This is a genomic window from Nocardia aurantia, from assembly GCF_009604425.1.
In the GTDB taxonomy this organism is placed as follows: domain Bacteria; phylum Actinomycetota; class Actinomycetes; order Mycobacteriales; family Mycobacteriaceae; genus Nocardia; species Nocardia aurantia.
Genome location: NZ_WEGI01000023.1, coordinates 1 through 15,347 on the forward strand (window position 1 = coordinate 1; position 15,347 = coordinate 15,347).

The following is a 15,347-nucleotide window of genomic DNA, read 5'->3' on the forward strand; positions in this document are numbered from 1 at the left end:
ACCGGTAGTAGCGGCTCGATAACCGACCACAACTCGTCGTTCACGACCCAAGGTGCTGCCACAACGAAACATGCTGCACAACAACATGTCTCAGCGCAAGCCGACCGAACCTGTTAGGAGCTCTAAGCCACATGTCCGAACCCGGCGACTGGCACATCGATCGACTCGAGCTCGAGAATTTCCGATGCTTCGAGCGACTCGATGTCGCACTCGACCCCTCGTTGACAGTGCTGGTCGGCGCCAACGGCACCGGCAAGACCGCGGTTTTGGATGCTCTTGCCGTCATGCTCTCGACGGTCGTCCGCCAGTTCAATGGTGGTACAAGGGGTTTCGGCATCGAGGATGCTCGCGAGGTGCCGCGCGATCTCGACTCCCGGGCCGCTGTGGCACGGATGGATGCGATGTACCCGGTTCGCGCTTCGGTGGAAGCGACGCTTGCGGGTAGCAAATTTCGCTGGCAGCGAGAACGAGCGAGCGAGAAGGGCCGCACCTCATGGGGCGAAAAGAATAGCCAGGTCGGACAGGCTGTCGCTCGAATATGGCACGAGTCGGACGCACTCGAGAACGCCGAAGGACGCCCACTACTGCTACCAGTGGTAGCGCTGTACGGCGTGGAGCGACTGCTCGGAGTGCGAAAAGCTATGGGCGCCATTGCGCGGTCCCGATCCGGCGCCTACGACTCAGCCTTGGACGGCAAGTCCGATCTGTCTCGGCTGTCACGTTTCATCGAAGCACTGACACTGGCAGACTTCGTCGCGGACACCCGTGGTGAGGATGCGCTCGCTGCCCGCAATCAATTGAAAGCGATCACGTTGGCCTGCAATACGATGCTGAAGGACACGGGCTGGCAGGACCCGACCTGGAATCCGATCGTCGACGGACTGACACTACGCCATCGTGATCGCGGCGAACTTCCATTGTCATTCCTGTCCAGCGGGATCAAGATCGCCGCCGGTCTTGTGATCGATCTCGTGAGCCGGATCGCGCGGGCGAACCCGGCACTCGGCGCGGAAGATCTGCTCGCAGCTGTGCCCGGGATCGTTCTGATCGATGAAATCGACCTGCATCTGCATCCCACCTGGCAGCAACGGATCATCCCGCTGTTCGCAGAAGTCTTTCCTCGCGTGCAGTTCGTAGTCACTACACACAGTCCGCAGGTACTTTCTACGGTCGAGGCCGGCAGCATCAGAGTGCTCGACGACACGGAGGTGCGGACGGTCCAGTATTCGGCAGGTCTGCGCAGTGACGTCGTGCTCGCCCAGGTCATGGGCACCGATCCGGAGCCCCGACTTGCCATCAATGACAAACTGGACGAATACCTCGAGCTTGTCGACCGAGGACAAGGTCGCTCGGAGGCCGCAATGACTCTGCGTAGGCGACTGGATGAGGAACTCGGCGGCATCACGAACGTCCCTCAGTTGGCGGATGCGGATGCTAGCATCGCGTTCTTCGATATGGACGACTGATGCGCCGTATTCATGCTGCCCCACCCCCGTCGAGCCACAGTGCGGGCCGCTCTGCGCATGCGACTTTTGCCGAGTTGTCGTCGGATCCGGCGATCCGTCGTGCTCTCTGGACCGAGCAGGCCGGCCGGTGTGCGCACTGCGAGCGGATTCTTCGCGACCCGGCGCACCCCGATCATCGGACCAGGATCGAGCACTTCCATCCGCAATCGGCATCGGCTTGGACCTCGGACTGCTCCCGGTGCAGCGGGGCAACAGGCAATCAGGACGCGCCGACCAGGTGGACAAATCTACTCCTCTGTTGCGACGGCAACGAGGGAGCCGGATCCGATTTCACCTGCGACAAGTCCAAATCGGACAAGGACATCTGCGGAGATTTCCGAAATCCGAAGACGTGGAGTCACGATCGACTGCTCGTAGTCGATCGTGACGGACGGATACGACCGGGTAGTGGTCTTCCGCCGCGCGCCGGAAAGGTCGCCGACGAAGTCCTGAAGCTGAATGCGAAACGCCTCGTTATTATCCGAAGAAAAATCATCGGGGCACGAACACGCGAAATCAACAAAATAAGAGCCAAGAATCACGGGCTAACCGACAATATGCGAGATAAGCGTATTTCGAGGCTGCACACGGAAGCATCAACAGCCGAGTACGCCTCGGCATTGCTGACGGTGGCAGATCACCTGCTCCGAAAAGACACTACCTAATCGGACAAAAGGATTCTTCGCTTCCCTGCGAGAACGCTCTGTGCGATTCTCTCGTCACCCAATCGCTGACCCAGAATCTCCTCGGCCAGCGCAATACTGCGGCGCCGGGACCTGACCCGCACGATCACTGTCCCACTGGCCTCGGCCATGCTGGCCGATACCGGCGCCTACTTCGCCAGACTGGACTCCTACCGTCGCGGCGACGCCGACCAATTCGTAGAATACGTCGCCCGAGCCACCGTGAACTGTTGTACAGCTGCGGAAGATTCAGCACGCGGTCTGGCGGTGCTGCCGTCGAGATGGCGCGAAATCGCCCGGCCACGTGCCAACTCGGCCGACGAGGCATTGATCGACGCATTGCTGGATACCCCGATCCTCAATGCCGACACCGCCCAGCGGATCACCGGTACTTCCGATGCGAGCACCTATCGGGCGCTCAACGATCTCACGGAGGCCGGAATCCTCGAAGTGCTGTCGGAGAACAAACGTAACCGCATCTGGGCGGCGGTCGACGTTCTCGCCGCACTCGACGCCCTCAGTGCGGCAATCGGGAAGCGCATCGCTATCTGACGTCGACTGCGTCTGCCGCGCAACCTCTGTCGGCAGTCGTCACACGCCCGAACAGGTTGCCGACGCGACGTGGCGGGCGCCCGCCGGGCACGGGCCCGACGTGGTCGTCGACGCGGCGAACGCGGTCGTGGCGCGCCTGGCCGCGCGACATGCTGCAAGATGTCGGCATGGAACGTGTGCTCGGCATCGGTGGTTACTTCGTCCGCGCTGCCGATCCGGTGGCGCTGAACGCCTGGTATCGCGACTGCCTCGGCCTCGACGCCGACGAGCACGGGCTGTGGCAACAGCAGCCCGGGGCAACGGTTTTCGCTGCGTTCGAGGCCGAGACCGACTACTTCGGTTCCCGCAACCAGGCGGTCATGCTCAATTTCCGGGTCCGCGATCTGGACGCGATGCTCGCCCAATTGCGTTCTCGTGGAGCGGAAGTGGCCGACGAGGTGCAGGAGATGGCGGGGGTCGGCCGGTTCGGCTGGGTCACCGATCCGGCGGGCAACCGGATCGAGCTCTGGCAGCCCGCCTGAGCTTTTGCCCGTCCGGTGGCCTACCGTATGAGGCGATGACCACCGGGACGCGGTGCCGCGCGGGCCCGCCACTGTCGAGTTGAGCACCGGATATCAACTACGACAGAAGGATTCAATGATGACCACCCACGGTCTGACCGTCGATGTGCGGACCTCCGACGGCGTCGCCGACGCGTATCTCGCCCATCCGGACGACGGCTCCCCGCACCCGGGGGTGCTGGTGTTCCAGGACGGTTTCGGGCTGCGGCCCGCCCTGCGGTCGCTGGCCGATCGTATTGCCGCCCACGGTTATACGGTCCTGCTACCGAACGCTTTCTACCGGCACGGACCGGCGCCGGTGATCGACCTGCCGGATTTCATCGATCCGGACGAGCGGCCGGAGATCTTCCGGCAGGTCTTCCCGATGATCCGGGCGCTGACACCGGAACTGCTGCGTTCCGACGTCGGCGCGTACCTCGCGTATCTGGCGGCCGCACCGCTGGTCACCGCGGGGAAGGTGGGTCTCACCGGCTATTGCATGGGCGCGCGGCTGGCGGTGCTGGCCGCCGCGATGTTCCCCGATCGGGTGGGGGCGGTGGCCGGATTCCATGGCGGGCCACTCGTCACCGACACCCCGGACAGTCCGCATCTGGCCGTCGGAAACATCACGGCGGAACTGTATTTCGCCCATGCCGGCGAGGATCCGCACATGACGCCCGAGCACATCGCCCGGTTCGACGACGCCCTCGCGGCCGCCGGCGTCCGGCATCGCACCGACGTCTATCCGGGAGCCCGGCACGGGTACACGCAGGCCGACACCTCCGCCTACGATCCCGCCGCCGCCGAACGGCACTACCGCGAACTGCTGGCGCTGTTCGACCGCACCCTGCACGGACAGTCGGATTGACCCACCGATCAGAGTCTGCCCAGAGCCGGAACACCCCGCCCTGGGCAGCCCACCATTGACAGGCCGGTGCCGTACTGCCAAGGTTTGATCGATCGATCAGGAAGAGTCGATCGTCGGTCCATCGGGCGCCTCAGCGCCCGATCGGTAGTGAAGAGGTGCTTCATGGCAGGGCGGGTCGAGGGCAAGGTCGCCTTCATCACCGGTGCGGCGCGCGGTCAGGGCCGCAGTCACGCGGTGCGATTGGCACAGGAGGGCGCCGACATCATCGCGGTCGACGTGTGCCGCAACGTCAGCGGCAGCGATGTCATCGCGGGGTCGGCGCCGGAGGATCTGGCGGAGACCGCGGATCTGGTGAAGGGCCTGGGCCGGCGCATCGTCACCGCCGAGGTCGACGTGCGTGACTTCGATGCCCTGTCGGCGGCCGTGGACAGCGGCGTCGAGCAGCTGGGCCGGCTGGATATCGTCGTCGCGAACGCGGGCATCGGCAACGGCGGCGATACGCTGGACAAGACCAGCGAGGCCGACTGGGGGACGATGATCGACATCAACCTCTCCGGCGTCTGGAAGTCGGTGAAAGCCGCTGTGCCGCACCTGTTGTCGGGTGGCAACGGTGGCTCGATCGTGCTCACCAGTTCGGTCGGCGGACTGAAGGCCTATCCGAACACCGGTCACTACATCGCGGCCAAGCACGGCGTCATCGGCCTGATGCGCAGCTTCGCCGTGGAACTCGGTGAACATTCGATCAGGGTCAACGCGGTCTGCCCGACGAACGTCAACACCCCGATGTTCATGAACGAGGGCACCATGAAGATGTTCCGGCCCGATCTGGAGAACCCGACCGTCGACGATTTCCGGCCGGTGGCCCAGTTCATGCACGTGCTGCCGATCGGCTGGGTCGAGCCCGTCGACATCAGCAACGCGGTGCTGTTCCTGGCCTCCGACGAAGCCCGCTATGTCACCGGACTGCCCCTGACCGTCGACGCGGGTAGCACCCTCAAGTAGTTTCGGGGCCCGCGCCGGTGGCCGCTGGAGTTGATCGATCGATCAATCGTTAGAATGCGCCATGCCCATGACAGAGCCCGGCGTGACCGGCGGCAAGGATCCGGGGGCCCGGCAGCGCTTGATGGAGGCGACCGCCCGGATCATCAGCGAGGAGGGCTACGCCGCCGCCACGTCCCGGCGGGTCGCGGCGGCGGCCGGCGTCCGGTCGGCGCTGGTGTACTACTACTTCCCGACGATGGACGATCTGTTCGTCGCGGTGCTGCGCGCCGGCGCCGAGGTCGCGCTCGAGCGGATGCGCGCGGCGATCGCCGCCGACGATCCGTTGCAGGCCCTGTGGGTGATCAACACCGACACCCGGTTCACCCAGCTCAATCTCGAATTCATGGCACTGGCCAACCATCGCAAGGTGATCGGCGCCGAACTCCGGACCTACGCGGAACGGGTCCGCGACATCGAAACGGCGGCAGTCACTCTCGTGTTGCGCGCCTACGGGGTCGATCTGCGGGAGTTCCCGCCGGTCGTGATGTCCATGCTGCTCACCGGCGCCGCCCGGATCCTGTGCAACGAGGGCGCCGTCGGCGTCGAACAAGGTCATCGGGAACTACGGGCGTTCGTCGAGCGCTACATGAGCCGATTCGGCACCCCGCTGCCGCCCGCGGCCCCGGCGGAGCGACGAGAACGGTAACGGGACTCTTGTAGGCTGCGCGAGTGCCTCGTGTGACGGCCGCTGCCAAGCGCCTGCTGGTTGGTCGCCCGTTCCGTAGTGAACGGTTGTCCAACACTTTGTTACCCAAGCGTCTCGCGCTGCCGATGTTCGCCTCCGACGCATTGTCGAGTGTCGCCTACGCACCGGCCGAGATCTTCACCGTACTGTCCGTCGCCGGTCTGTCGGCTTACGCCTACACCCCGTGGATCGCGGTCCTGGTCTGCCTGGTCATGGTCGTGGTCGTGGCGTCGTACCGGCAGAACGTGCACGCCTACCCCAGCGGCGGCGGCGACTACGAGGTCGCGACCGAGAACCTGGGCCCCGACTTCGGGCTCGTGGTGGGTAGCGCGCTGCTGGTGGACTACATCCTGACTGTGGCGGTGTCCGCGGCGTCGGGCGTCGCGAACGTCGGCTCGGCGATCGCGATCGTGGGCCAGCACCCGGTATGGGCCGCGGTCGTCGTCGTTCTCGTCGTGACCGGCGCGAACCTGCGCGGCATCCGGGAGTCGGGCGCCGCGTTCGCGGTCCCGGTGTACGCGTTCATCTTCGCGATGATGGCGATGCTGGCCACCGGCATCGTGCGCTGGTTGCTGGGCTCGGCGATGCGCGCGGAGAGCGCGGGCTTCGATGTGCAGCCCGAGCACGCCGTGTCCGGTTTCGCGCTGGTGTTTCTGCTGGCCCGCGCCTTCTCGTCGGGCTCGGCCGCGCTGACCGGGGTCGAGGCCGTCTCCAACGGCGTGCCCGCGTTCCGCAAACCCAAGTCCCGCAACGCCGCCACGACGCTCACCCTGATGGGCGTGCTGGCGGTGACGATGATGATCGGACTGGTCAGCCTGGCCCTGATCACGAAGGCCCGGGTCACCGACGATCCGGGCCGGTTGATCGGGGCGCCCGCGGACTACCACCCGAAGACGCTCATCGCCCAGATCGCCCAGGCCGTGTTCTCCGGATTCCCGGTCGCGTTCTACTTCCTGTCGATCACGACCGGCATCATCCTGTTCCTCGCGTGCAACACCGCGTTCAGCGGATTCCCCGTGCTCGGATCGGTCCTCGCGCAGAACCGGTACCTGCCCCGCCAGTTGCACACCCGTGGTGACCGGCTCGCGTTCTCCAACGGGATCGTGCTGCTGTCGTTCATGGCGCTGGTACTGCTGGTGGCGTTCCGGGCCGACGTGACCGCGCTGATCCACCTGTACGTGGTCGGGGTGTTCGTCTCCTTCACGTGCTCGCAGGCCGGGATGATCCGTCACTGGAACCGGTTGCTGCGGTCCGAGACCGAGGCGTCCGTGCGGCGGCGGATGCGCCGCAGCCAGACCATCAACGCCGTCGGATTCACCTTCACCGCGGTCGTGCTGCTGATCGTGCTCGTCACCAAGTTCCTGGCCGGAGCGTGGATCGCCGTCGCGGGGATGGCGATGTTCTTCGTCCTGATGAAGGCCATCCGCCGGCACTACGACCAGGTGGCCCGCGAAACCGAGGGCGACGAGGAGGACATGCTGCTGCCGGGACGGGTCCACGCGATCGTGCTCGTGTCACGGCTGCACCTGCCGACCATGCGGGCCCTGGCCTACGCGCGAGCCACCCGCGCCGACAGTCTGGAGGCGGTGACGGTCAACGTCGATCTGGCCGATACCCGCGCGCTGGTCGATCAGTGGGACACCCAGAACCTTCCGGTTCCGCTGAAGGTGCTCGAATCCCCGTACCGCGAGGTGACCCGCCCGATCCTGGACTACGTGCGCCGCCTGCGGGACAAACGCCCGAACGACCTGGTCGTCGTCTATATCCCCGAATACGTGCTGGGCCGCTGGTGGGAACAGTTGCTGCACAACCAGTCCGCGCTGCGCATCAAGGCCCGGCTGCTGTTCACCCCCGGGGTCATGGTCACCTCGGTGCCCTGGCAGCTGGCGTCCTCGCGCGGCCAGGACCGCCGTGTCCGCGCCCGCGCGAACCGGGAGTTGCAGGCCCGTCCCCGCCATGTGCCGCTGACGATCACCCACACCGTGGGGAGCGAGCAACGCGAGAGTCGCGATACGCCTTGAGCTTTCGCCGGGTCGCTCAGGAGGCTCAGGGTCGCTCCGCTCCGGGAGCTCAGGGTCGCTCCGCTCCGGGAGCTCAGGCGTGGATCTCCCGATTCGGCACGGCCGCCGTGCGGTTCTCCTCGATCGCGGTGTGCAGCAGGCCGAGTGCCCGGTCGACGTCCGCCGTCGCGATGGCGCCGTAGCCGAAGACCAGACCGTCGGGCCCGTCGGTCATCCGGAATCGGGAGATCGGGAAGATGCCCACACCGGCGGCCCGGGCCCGGACGGCGACGGCAGCCGCGTCGACATGCGGTTCCGCCCAGGCCGATACGTGCAGACCGACCGCCGAGGGAACCACGGTCAGACTCTCCGCGAAGCGCGTGGTCAGCAGTTCGACGATCCGGTCGTGCCGAACCTGGTACTCCCGGCGCATCCGCCGAATGTGCTTGGCCAGCAACCCTTCCTCGATGAAGCCGAGAAGCGCCACCTGGACCGGCTGCGGCGAGTGCCAGTCGGTCACGTACTTCGCGGCGCGCAACGCGGCCCACAGCGGAGCGGGAGCGGCCACGAAACCCACGCGCAGCACCGGGAGCATGACCTTGGAGAAGGTTCCGACGTAGATCACCCGGCCCGCGGAATCGAGACTGTGCAACGGCGGCAGAGGACGACCGGCGTAGCGGAATTCGGTGTCGTAGTCGTCCTCGATCACCACCACGTCGCGGTCGCGCGCCCATTCCAGCAGCGCCCGCCGGCGTTCCAGCGACATCGGCATACCCAGCGGAAACTGGTGCGACGGACTGACATAGACGATCCTCGTGCGGTCGGGCAGCAGGTCGATCCGCATCCCCTCGGCATCGACGTCCACACCGACCACCTCGGCGCCGAGACTGCGGAACAGCTCGCGAACCAAGGGATAGCAAGGGTTTTCGATGGCGACGCGGTCACCCGGCCGTAGCAGCACCCGCCCCACCAGATCCAGGGCCTGCTGGATGCCCTGGGTGACGATGATGTTCTCGGCGGTCACGCGCACCGCCCGCGAGACCCCGATGTGCCGGGCGATGGCCGCCCGCAGTTCGACCAGACCCGCCGGGTCGATGGGCATTCCGCTGCCGATCGAGGACGCCCGGTAGGCCAGCGCGGTCAGCCGCCGCCAGGTCTCGAAGGGAAACAGCCGGACATCCGGAATGCCCGGACGCAGATCGAAATGCGGTGTGTAGGAGAAGAACTCGGGATCGGGCACCGTGATGTTCGCCCACAGCGGCGACGGGCGCACGGCCGGGACACCCGTGGCCGCCGAGGGCCGGCGTTGCGATGCCGGGCCGGCCGCTCGGACGAATACGCCCGCGCCGACCCGGCTTTCGGCCAGACCCTCGGCGACCAGCCGGTCGTAGCCGACGGTCACGGTATTGCGGGACACCGCCAGCCTGCGAGCCATCTCGCGCGAGGGCGGCAGCGGCTGGCCCGGCGTCAGGCGTCCGTCGAGCACGGCCGCCTTGATCTGCCGGTAGATCTGACCGCCGAGATCGCCGCGGCCGGTGAGGGTGATGTGCAGATCCACAGTCAGCCTCGGCGGTGGACCGGCGATATGACAAGAGCGGCGGCCGAAGACCGCCCGGTACGCAACACGTCAACAGTAAAGCAGAGGTAAGGCCGATGGGGCGCGCCGAAACGTGATCAACCGGCGGGACAGCCGATTTCGCGGGTCAAGCGCCGTGCTGCCGCCGATGGTCGCTGACCAGGTAGGGAGCCACACTGCTCAACTTCTCACACGTCTCCTCGAATTCCCGTTCCGGCGTGGACTGCGCGATGATGCCCGCACCCGCACGCAGCCAGGCGGTGTCGTCGTCCTGATACACCGCTCGCAACACCAGGGTGGCCTCCATCGCACCCGTGCCCGAAAGCATCACCACCGCACCCGAATACAGCCCGCGTGCGGAGTCGTGGCGGAAAACGGCGTCGACGCCGGCCTGTTTGGGAATGCCGGAGGCGGTGACGGACGGGAACAACGCCTCCAGCGCATCCCACGGCGTCCGGTGCCGCGCCAGCCTGCCGCGGACGGTGGAGGCCAGGTGCTGCACGCTTCCACGCTCGCGCACCGCCATGAAGTCGGCGACCGCCGTGGTGCCCGGTTCGGCGATCGACGCGATCTCCGCGAACGACGTCTTCACGGAGACCGCGTGCTCCACGATCTCCTTCGGGTCCGACTCCAGGCTGTGACGCGCGGCCAGATCCGTTGCGGCGCCGTGCCCGAACGCCCGGGTGCCGGCCAACGGCTCGGTGGTGACGACACCGCGATCGTCGACCGCGGCCACCAGTTCCGGGCTGAATCCCGCCGCCGCCAGACCGCCGAGCCGGAACAGGAAGGATCGAGCCGGGGTGTTGTGCGCCCGGCCGAGCCGGTAGCTGGCGGGCAGGTCGACGCGGAACGGCAGCTCGACCCGGCGCGACAGGATGACCTTCTGGTAACGGCCCGAGGCGATCTCGCCGACTGCGGCCGCGACTCTGGCGCGATAGTCGCTCGGGTCGGCGCGGACATCGGCGGGATGCGCGGCCGGCAGCGGTCCGGCCGGCCGGCCGAGCAGGTCCTCGATCAGCTCGACCTCGGCGGCCGTCGCGCCGTGCACGGTCGCCTCCGATCCGGTGATCGTCACCTCGACCCGTGGAAGGATCAAGTGCGCCAAACGAGTTCCGCTGTGCAGATGCCGCTGCGCGCCGAGCGAGTGGGCGCAGAACTCGAAGGCGATCCAGCCGTACGCCGTGCCCGAGGCACCCGCACCGGACACGACGCGCAGGGAGTCGAGCGCCCGCTCCAGTGCCACGACGGGCCGGCCGGTCCAGCTTTCACGCGTGAGCTGCCCGGCGGCGTCCACCCGCACTTCGTCCGTGTCCAATTCGACCCGGCCGAGCGGCGCGGCCGCGAAAACCCAGGTGCCGGGCCGTTCGTAGACGACGTGGTCGCCGAATCGGCCCGACTCCGCCAGTCGTGACACGGCGGTCACCGGATCGAGTGTGGTTTGCAGGCGCAGGGATTGCGGGGCGGTCACGTGGTTCCTCCGGATCGGAGCGTCGGGTCTGCGCCGGTCGGTTCCACGCTGAGCAACCGGTCGATGAGTTGGCGGACATTCGCCAGCGACGTGAGCGACAGGACTTCGGTCGCCGGAATCGTGACGTGGTAATGCGTTTCCAGCCTGGTCGCGAGCTCCAGCTGGAGCAGCGAGTCGACGCCCAGCTCGTCCGCGAAGTCCGCGTGATCGGCGATCTCGGCGGCCGGCACTTCCAGGACCCGGGCCACCAGTTTTTTCAATTCGTCCGGATCCACTTGTCCGGCAATGTTTCTCGTCACGGCTCCTCCAGCTCCCGGTCGTACTCCGCGCGGCCGGCGTGAACCGGCCGGGACGTGGTGGCCGGTGGCGGGTCCAGGCGTACCGTCACGAACTCGCCACCGGGCCGGCCGCAGGTGGCGTACACCGCGCGCGGATCGCCCCGGTCGAGATGCGCCACCGCCGCGGCGGCCTGGAGCACCCCGAGCGCACCCGAGCACTCCCCGAAGCGCCGGGTCGGATCCGTTGCGGGGACGGGTGACTCGATGTCCGCCGGCAGCCCCGGCGGGGTCAGCCAGCGGGCCGCCCCTCGAACCTCGGCCACCACCGCATCGATATCGTCTGTGCGGGAGCAACTTCCGACGACCGCCCGCACGGTCGCCGGACGTCTCAGCGCGTCCGTGTCGGCTTCGAGGATCAGCGCTGCGGCGCCGTCCAGAATCGGTTGCCCCGCAACGATATCGAGCAATCGGCGCACCGGCTCGGTATCCGGCTCGACTCCGACGACGACCGCCTTGTCGGCGCGGCCGGCGCGGATGAGGGTGGCCGCCCAGTGCAACGCGTCCGTTCCGCCGGTCCGCCCGCTGCACAGGGTGAGGTTCGGTCCGCGCAGCCCGTGCCGGATGGCGATCCACCCGGCGATGGCGTTGGACGACACGTGCGGCAGGCCCAGCGGACTGAGCGCGATGGTGGTCTGTTCGGCTATGCGGTCGGTGAATTCGCAGACGCTGTCGAGGTTGCCGTAGTTCGAACTGACCACGGTGGCTGTCGTACCGGACGATTCGGCAGGGTCGAGGGGCAGGCCGGCGTCGGTGAGCGCCCGCTCGACCGCCAGCAGTGCCAGTCGCGACGCTCGGTCCTTGTGCCGCATGTGCCGTCCGCCGAGGTCGAGCGCGGGAATCGGGGCGCGGAAATCGGCTGTGAGCAGATCGGCGTCCTCCGGAAGTCCGGTGACGGCCAGGCCGACTCCGGTGATCACGACCGTCGGGCGCATCACAGCGAACCCTTCTCGATGACGGCGACCGCGTTGATGCCGCCGAAGCCGAACGCGTCGATCTGCGCGACGGCCGGATTCGCGGGCATCACCTCGCGAGCCAGGTTCAGCGTGGCCGCCTCGGCGATCGGGTCGGTGAGGCCGAGAATCGGTGGCACCGAACCCCTTCGCATGGCGACCGCCGCCACGATCAGGCTGAGCAGCCCGGACCCGCCGAGGGTGTGACCGGTCATGGACTTGATCGCGGTCATGGCGGGCCGGGGCGTACACGCACCGAAGACGTCGGCCAGCACGGATGCCTCGACGGCGTCGTTGAGATGAGTTCCGCTGCCGTGCAGCATCACCAGATCGATCTCGCCGGGGTCGACGCCGGCCCGACGGTGCGCGTCGGCGATCACGTCGCGGATACTCGCCGGATCCGGTGCGGTGGCATGGCGTGCGTCGCAGTTCATCCCGACACCGCGCACCCGCGCGTGCCGCCGGCCGGCGCCCGCCGCGCGCAGCACGACCGCCACCGCGCCCTCACCCATGATCATGCCCGCACGATCGGAGTCGAAGGGGCGCAACGCATCCGGCGCCCCGGTCTGGACGCGGTCGATCGTGCCGAACGCGCTCTCGGTGAGAGCGTCGGTGCCCGCGACGATCACGGTGTCGGCGAGACCGAGATCGATCGAGTCGGCCGCCATCCCCAACGCGCACAACGACGCCGCGCACGCGCACGCGATCGTGTGCACCGCACCGGCCTGGGGGACGTCCCGCAACGCGTCCGCGAAATCCAGTCGATCGGGATCCGGCCGCGGCGCCGCGTGCCGCCACCACAGTTCCGCGGATCGCTGTTCCCGCAGCGTGGTTCCGACCATCACGGGGTAGAGGGCGCCGTTCGCTTCGAGCCCCGCGTCCGCCAGCGCGGCCTCGATCACGGTGCGCAGCCAGCGGGTCGCGCGGAACGACCGGTCGCCGCCGTCCCCGCGATCATCGATCTCGTAGGCCCGGCGGGTCCGGTACTTGGCGGCGTCGAACGCGCGCAGCGGCCCGATCCCGCTCCGGCGCCGGCACAACGACTCGAATATCGCGTCGGGCGTGTCCCCGATCGACGCGACGGCGGCCATCCCGGCGATGTCCCACGCCATCAGCTCGCTCCGATCGTGCGGAGCTGGTTGCGCGCGAGCTTTCCCGTCCACGTGGTCGGCAGGGCGTCGACCATCTCGACCCGGCCGGGGCGTTTGAACGACGCGAGATCGACACGCAGAGAGGATATTACGGCACGCCGGACCGCACCGGCCTCGCGATCGCCGCGCGGGACGACGAACGCCACCGCCTGCTGCAGGCCGTGCTCGTCCGCGATCCCGACGACAGCGCAGTCCCGCACTCCGGCGACGGCGCGGATCACACCCTCGATCTCGGCGGGCGCGACCTTGTACCCGCCCAGATTCAGGAAGTCGTCGACTCGGCCGAGATATCGGATCGGGCCGCCGCGTGCGCGCCGGACGATGTCACCGGTGTACGCGCCGCCGTCGGCGAACGTCGCGCTCGTCGCCTCCGGCCGGTCGAGATAACGGCCCGCGACGGACCGGCAGGCGATGTGCAACCGGCCCTCCACCTCGTCGCCGTCGAGAACGCGGCCGTCGTGGTCGCGTACCGTCGCCCGGACTCCGGCGACGGGCACGCCGATGGTGCCCGGCGCCGGATCGGCGGGTGTCGTCGCGACCACGATGTAGAGGGCCTCGGTGGTCCCGAGGCTGTTCACCAGTGGAACCCCGAGGCGCTGCATGGTTCGCTCGCAGAGATCCGCCGGCAGCGCCTCGCCCGCGGACACCGCCAGGCGCAGCCGGCTGTCGCCGCCACCGTCGAAGGATTCCGCGAGACCGGCGTAGACGCGCGGCACCGAGAACAGCACCGTAGGGCGGTGTCTGCGCAGCGCGCTCGCGACGATCTGCGCGTCCACCCCACCGTGGAGCAACACCGTGGTCGCGCCCGCGCTCAGCGGCAGGAGCAGGGAGTTGCCGAACCCGTACGCGAACGAGAGCTTCGCCGTCGACAGCACGGTGTCGCCCGGCGTCAGTGCGGCGAGGAGACCGAACCCGGCGGGCACCGACATCAGGGCGGCGGCCCGATGCGGAACGCCCTTGGGCACACCGGTACTGCCGGATGTGTACTGCAGCAGCACTTCCCGATCGGGTGGACACTGCACCGGCGGCGGCAGCTCGGGCATCGTGGACGAGCCGCGCTGCCGCAGTATCAGTTCGCGGATCCGGTCACCGTGCACCTGGGGAGCATCGGGAAGCAGTGGGGCGAGCGCACTCAGCCGCCGCGCGGAGATATCGAGGTATTCGAACCGCACGCCGCTGTCCGTCGCGATGAACCCGATGTCCTTGTCCGACAGCGCCGGATTCACCGGCACCGCGGCACATCCGTGCCACCAGAGCCCGAGAATCGCCACCACGGTGGTCACCGAATCGTCCGCGAGCACCAGTCCCCGGCTCCCCGCCGCCAGACCGGCGGCCCCGAGCAGATCCGCAAACGCGCCCGCGGCGGTGAACAATTCGGTGTAGCTGACATCGCCCATGACTGGATCGACGTAGGCCACAGCGTCTTTGCGCGGCGAATCGAGATGCTTTCCGACGAAGAAGTCGATGAGGTTCACTCGCCCGCGCCACCCGCCGTGCCGACGACGACCAGCGCGTCGTCCAGCGAATCCAGGTTCTCGACCGAGCCGTCCGTCAGCCGCACGGCGAATTCGCGTTCGATACGGCCGAGGATCTCGGCCTTCTCCAGCGAGGAAGCACCCAGGTCGTCGTAGAAATGGGCTCCCATATCGATATCGGCGGGATCCACCTCGAGCACCTCGGCCGTAATGGAGCGCAGCCGTGCACTGTTCTTGTCATCGACGCCGTCGGGTTCTTCGGGTGCGACCATCGCAATGTCCTAGCAATTGATTTATTCCAGCGTCGAACAGACCCAGCGCTGGGGGAACGACACCGTGGTAGACGACAGTTCTTTCAGCGGCGACGGAGCGATTCGGTCCGGCCGATCCGAGATTTTTCTCGTACGGCTGCACCATATAATTCCGAACCTGTGCGGAACAGTGCCAATATCGGGCAATCGCATTGGTCCGGTTGCCCGCGGCTCGACCGTCCGGCCCGGCGGCACGGGCCGTCGC

The 15,347-nt window shown here is 67.6% G+C and carries 14 protein-coding genes and 1 pseudogene; 7 read left to right on the plus strand and 8 right to left on the minus strand.

What is annotated here, in order from left to right:
- Nucleotides 1–131 precede the first annotated feature (131 nt).
- A complete protein-coding gene (locus NRB56_RS36560) occupies nt 132–1,466 on the plus strand; it encodes an AAA family ATPase (RefSeq protein WP_153348958.1) in 1,335 nt (444 codons plus the stop codon).
- Nucleotides 1,467–1,753: 287 nt separating this feature from the next.
- On the opposite strand, the gene NRB56_RS39560 is transcribed toward NRB56_RS36560, so the two are convergent.
- Nucleotides 1,754–2,047, minus strand: a complete 294-nt coding sequence (locus NRB56_RS39560) for a hypothetical protein (protein WP_227838639.1) — start codon at nt 2,045–2,047, stop codon at nt 1,754–1,756.
- A gap of 210 nt (nt 2,048–2,257) precedes the next feature.
- Here NRB56_RS39560 and NRB56_RS36565 point away from each other — a divergent pair.
- From NRB56_RS36565 to NRB56_RS36590, 6 genes and pseudogenes are all read left to right on the plus strand, one after another.
- Nucleotides 2,258–2,740, plus strand: a pseudogene (locus tag NRB56_RS36565) (Fic family protein); the annotation flags it as partial.
- Nucleotides 2,741–2,907: 167 nt separating this feature from the next.
- Nucleotides 2,908–3,261, plus strand: a complete 354-nt coding sequence (locus tag NRB56_RS36570) for a VOC family protein (protein WP_153348959.1) — start codon at nt 2,908–2,910, stop codon at nt 3,259–3,261.
- 118 nt (nt 3,262–3,379) lie between these two features.
- Complete coding sequence (locus NRB56_RS36575; RefSeq protein ID WP_227838640.1) at nt 3,380–4,147, plus strand: dienelactone hydrolase family protein; 768 nt, start codon at nt 3,380–3,382, stop codon at nt 4,145–4,147.
- 162 nt (nt 4,148–4,309) lie between these two features.
- On the plus strand, nt 4,310–5,149 hold the full coding sequence (locus tag NRB56_RS36580; RefSeq protein ID WP_153348961.1) for a mycofactocin-coupled SDR family oxidoreductase: 840 nt from the start codon (nt 4,310–4,312) through the stop codon (nt 5,147–5,149).
- Nucleotides 5,150–5,210: 61 nt separating this feature from the next.
- A complete protein-coding gene (locus tag NRB56_RS36585; RefSeq protein WP_153348962.1) occupies nt 5,211–5,834 on the plus strand; it encodes a TetR/AcrR family transcriptional regulator in 624 nt (207 codons plus the stop codon).
- A 23-nt stretch (nt 5,835–5,857) separates the two neighbouring features.
- Nucleotides 5,858–7,894 (plus strand): APC family permease, encoded by a 2,037-nt coding sequence (locus NRB56_RS36590; RefSeq protein ID WP_319944059.1) that lies wholly within the window; start codon nt 5,858–5,860, stop codon nt 7,892–7,894.
- Between the two features lie 73 nt (nt 7,895–7,967).
- Here NRB56_RS36590 and pdxR read toward each other — a convergent pair whose 3' ends face one another.
- From pdxR to NRB56_RS39565, 7 genes are all read right to left on the minus strand, one after another.
- Nucleotides 7,968–9,431 carry a MocR-like pyridoxine biosynthesis transcription factor PdxR gene (pdxR, locus tag NRB56_RS36595; RefSeq protein ID WP_319944060.1) on the minus strand — a complete coding sequence of 488 codons (1,464 nt, stop codon included), beginning with the start codon at nt 9,429–9,431 and terminating at the stop codon, nt 7,968–7,970.
- Nucleotides 9,432–9,576: 145 nt separating this feature from the next.
- Entirely contained in the window at nt 9,577–10,917 is a 1,341-nt protein-coding gene (locus NRB56_RS36600) for a salicylate synthase (protein WP_319944061.1), read from the minus strand.
- On the minus strand, nt 10,914–11,216 hold the full coding sequence (locus tag NRB56_RS38545) for an acyl carrier protein (protein ID WP_194291125.1): 303 nt from the start codon (nt 11,214–11,216) through the stop codon (nt 10,914–10,916). The genes NRB56_RS36600 and NRB56_RS38545 overlap by 4 nt, the downstream gene beginning before the upstream one ends.
- On the minus strand, nt 11,213–12,187 hold the full coding sequence (locus NRB56_RS36610) for a beta-ketoacyl synthase N-terminal-like domain-containing protein (RefSeq protein WP_153348964.1): 975 nt from the start codon (nt 12,185–12,187) through the stop codon (nt 11,213–11,215). The genes NRB56_RS38545 and NRB56_RS36610 overlap by 4 nt, the downstream gene beginning before the upstream one ends.
- On the minus strand, nt 12,187–13,317 hold the full coding sequence (locus tag NRB56_RS36615; RefSeq protein ID WP_153348965.1) for a beta-ketoacyl synthase N-terminal-like domain-containing protein: 1,131 nt from the start codon (nt 13,315–13,317) through the stop codon (nt 12,187–12,189). The genes NRB56_RS36610 and NRB56_RS36615 overlap by 1 nt, the downstream gene beginning before the upstream one ends.
- Nucleotides 13,317–14,831, minus strand: a complete 1,515-nt coding sequence (locus NRB56_RS36620; protein ID WP_319944062.1) for an AMP-binding protein — start codon at nt 14,829–14,831, stop codon at nt 13,317–13,319. Before NRB56_RS36620 ends, NRB56_RS36615 begins: the two co-directional genes overlap by 1 nt.
- Complete coding sequence (locus NRB56_RS39565; RefSeq protein ID WP_227838641.1) at nt 14,828–15,103, minus strand: acyl carrier protein; 276 nt, start codon at nt 15,101–15,103, stop codon at nt 14,828–14,830. The genes NRB56_RS36620 and NRB56_RS39565 overlap by 4 nt, the downstream gene beginning before the upstream one ends.
- Nucleotides 15,104–15,347: the final 244 nt, after the last annotated feature.

Bases quoted from the DNA above. Each gene is read 5' to 3' on its own strand.
- NRB56_RS36570 (WP_153348959.1), top strand. From the start codon at position 2,908: ATGGAACGTGTGCTCGGCATCGGTGGTTACTTCGTCCGCGCTGCCGAT.
- NRB56_RS36585 (WP_153348962.1), top strand. From the start codon at position 5,211: ATGCCCATGACAGAGCCCGGCGTGACCGGCGGCAAGGATCCGGGGGCC.
- NRB56_RS36575 (WP_227838640.1), top strand. From the start codon at position 3,380: ATGACCACCCACGGTCTGACCGTCGATGTGCGGACCTCCGACGGCGTC.
- NRB56_RS39565 (WP_227838641.1), bottom strand. From the start codon at position 15,103: ATGGTCGCACCCGAAGAACCCGACGGCGTCGATGACAAGAACAGTGCA.
- NRB56_RS36560 (WP_153348958.1), top strand. From the start codon at position 132: ATGTCCGAACCCGGCGACTGGCACATCGATCGACTCGAGCTCGAGAAT.
- NRB56_RS36610 (WP_153348964.1), bottom strand. From the start codon at position 12,187: ATGCGCCCGACGGTCGTGATCACCGGAGTCGGCCTGGCCGTCACCGGA.
- NRB56_RS36580 (WP_153348961.1), top strand. From the start codon at position 4,310: ATGGCAGGGCGGGTCGAGGGCAAGGTCGCCTTCATCACCGGTGCGGCG.
- NRB56_RS36615 (WP_153348965.1), bottom strand. From the start codon at position 13,317: ATGGCGTGGGACATCGCCGGGATGGCCGCCGTCGCGTCGATCGGGGAC.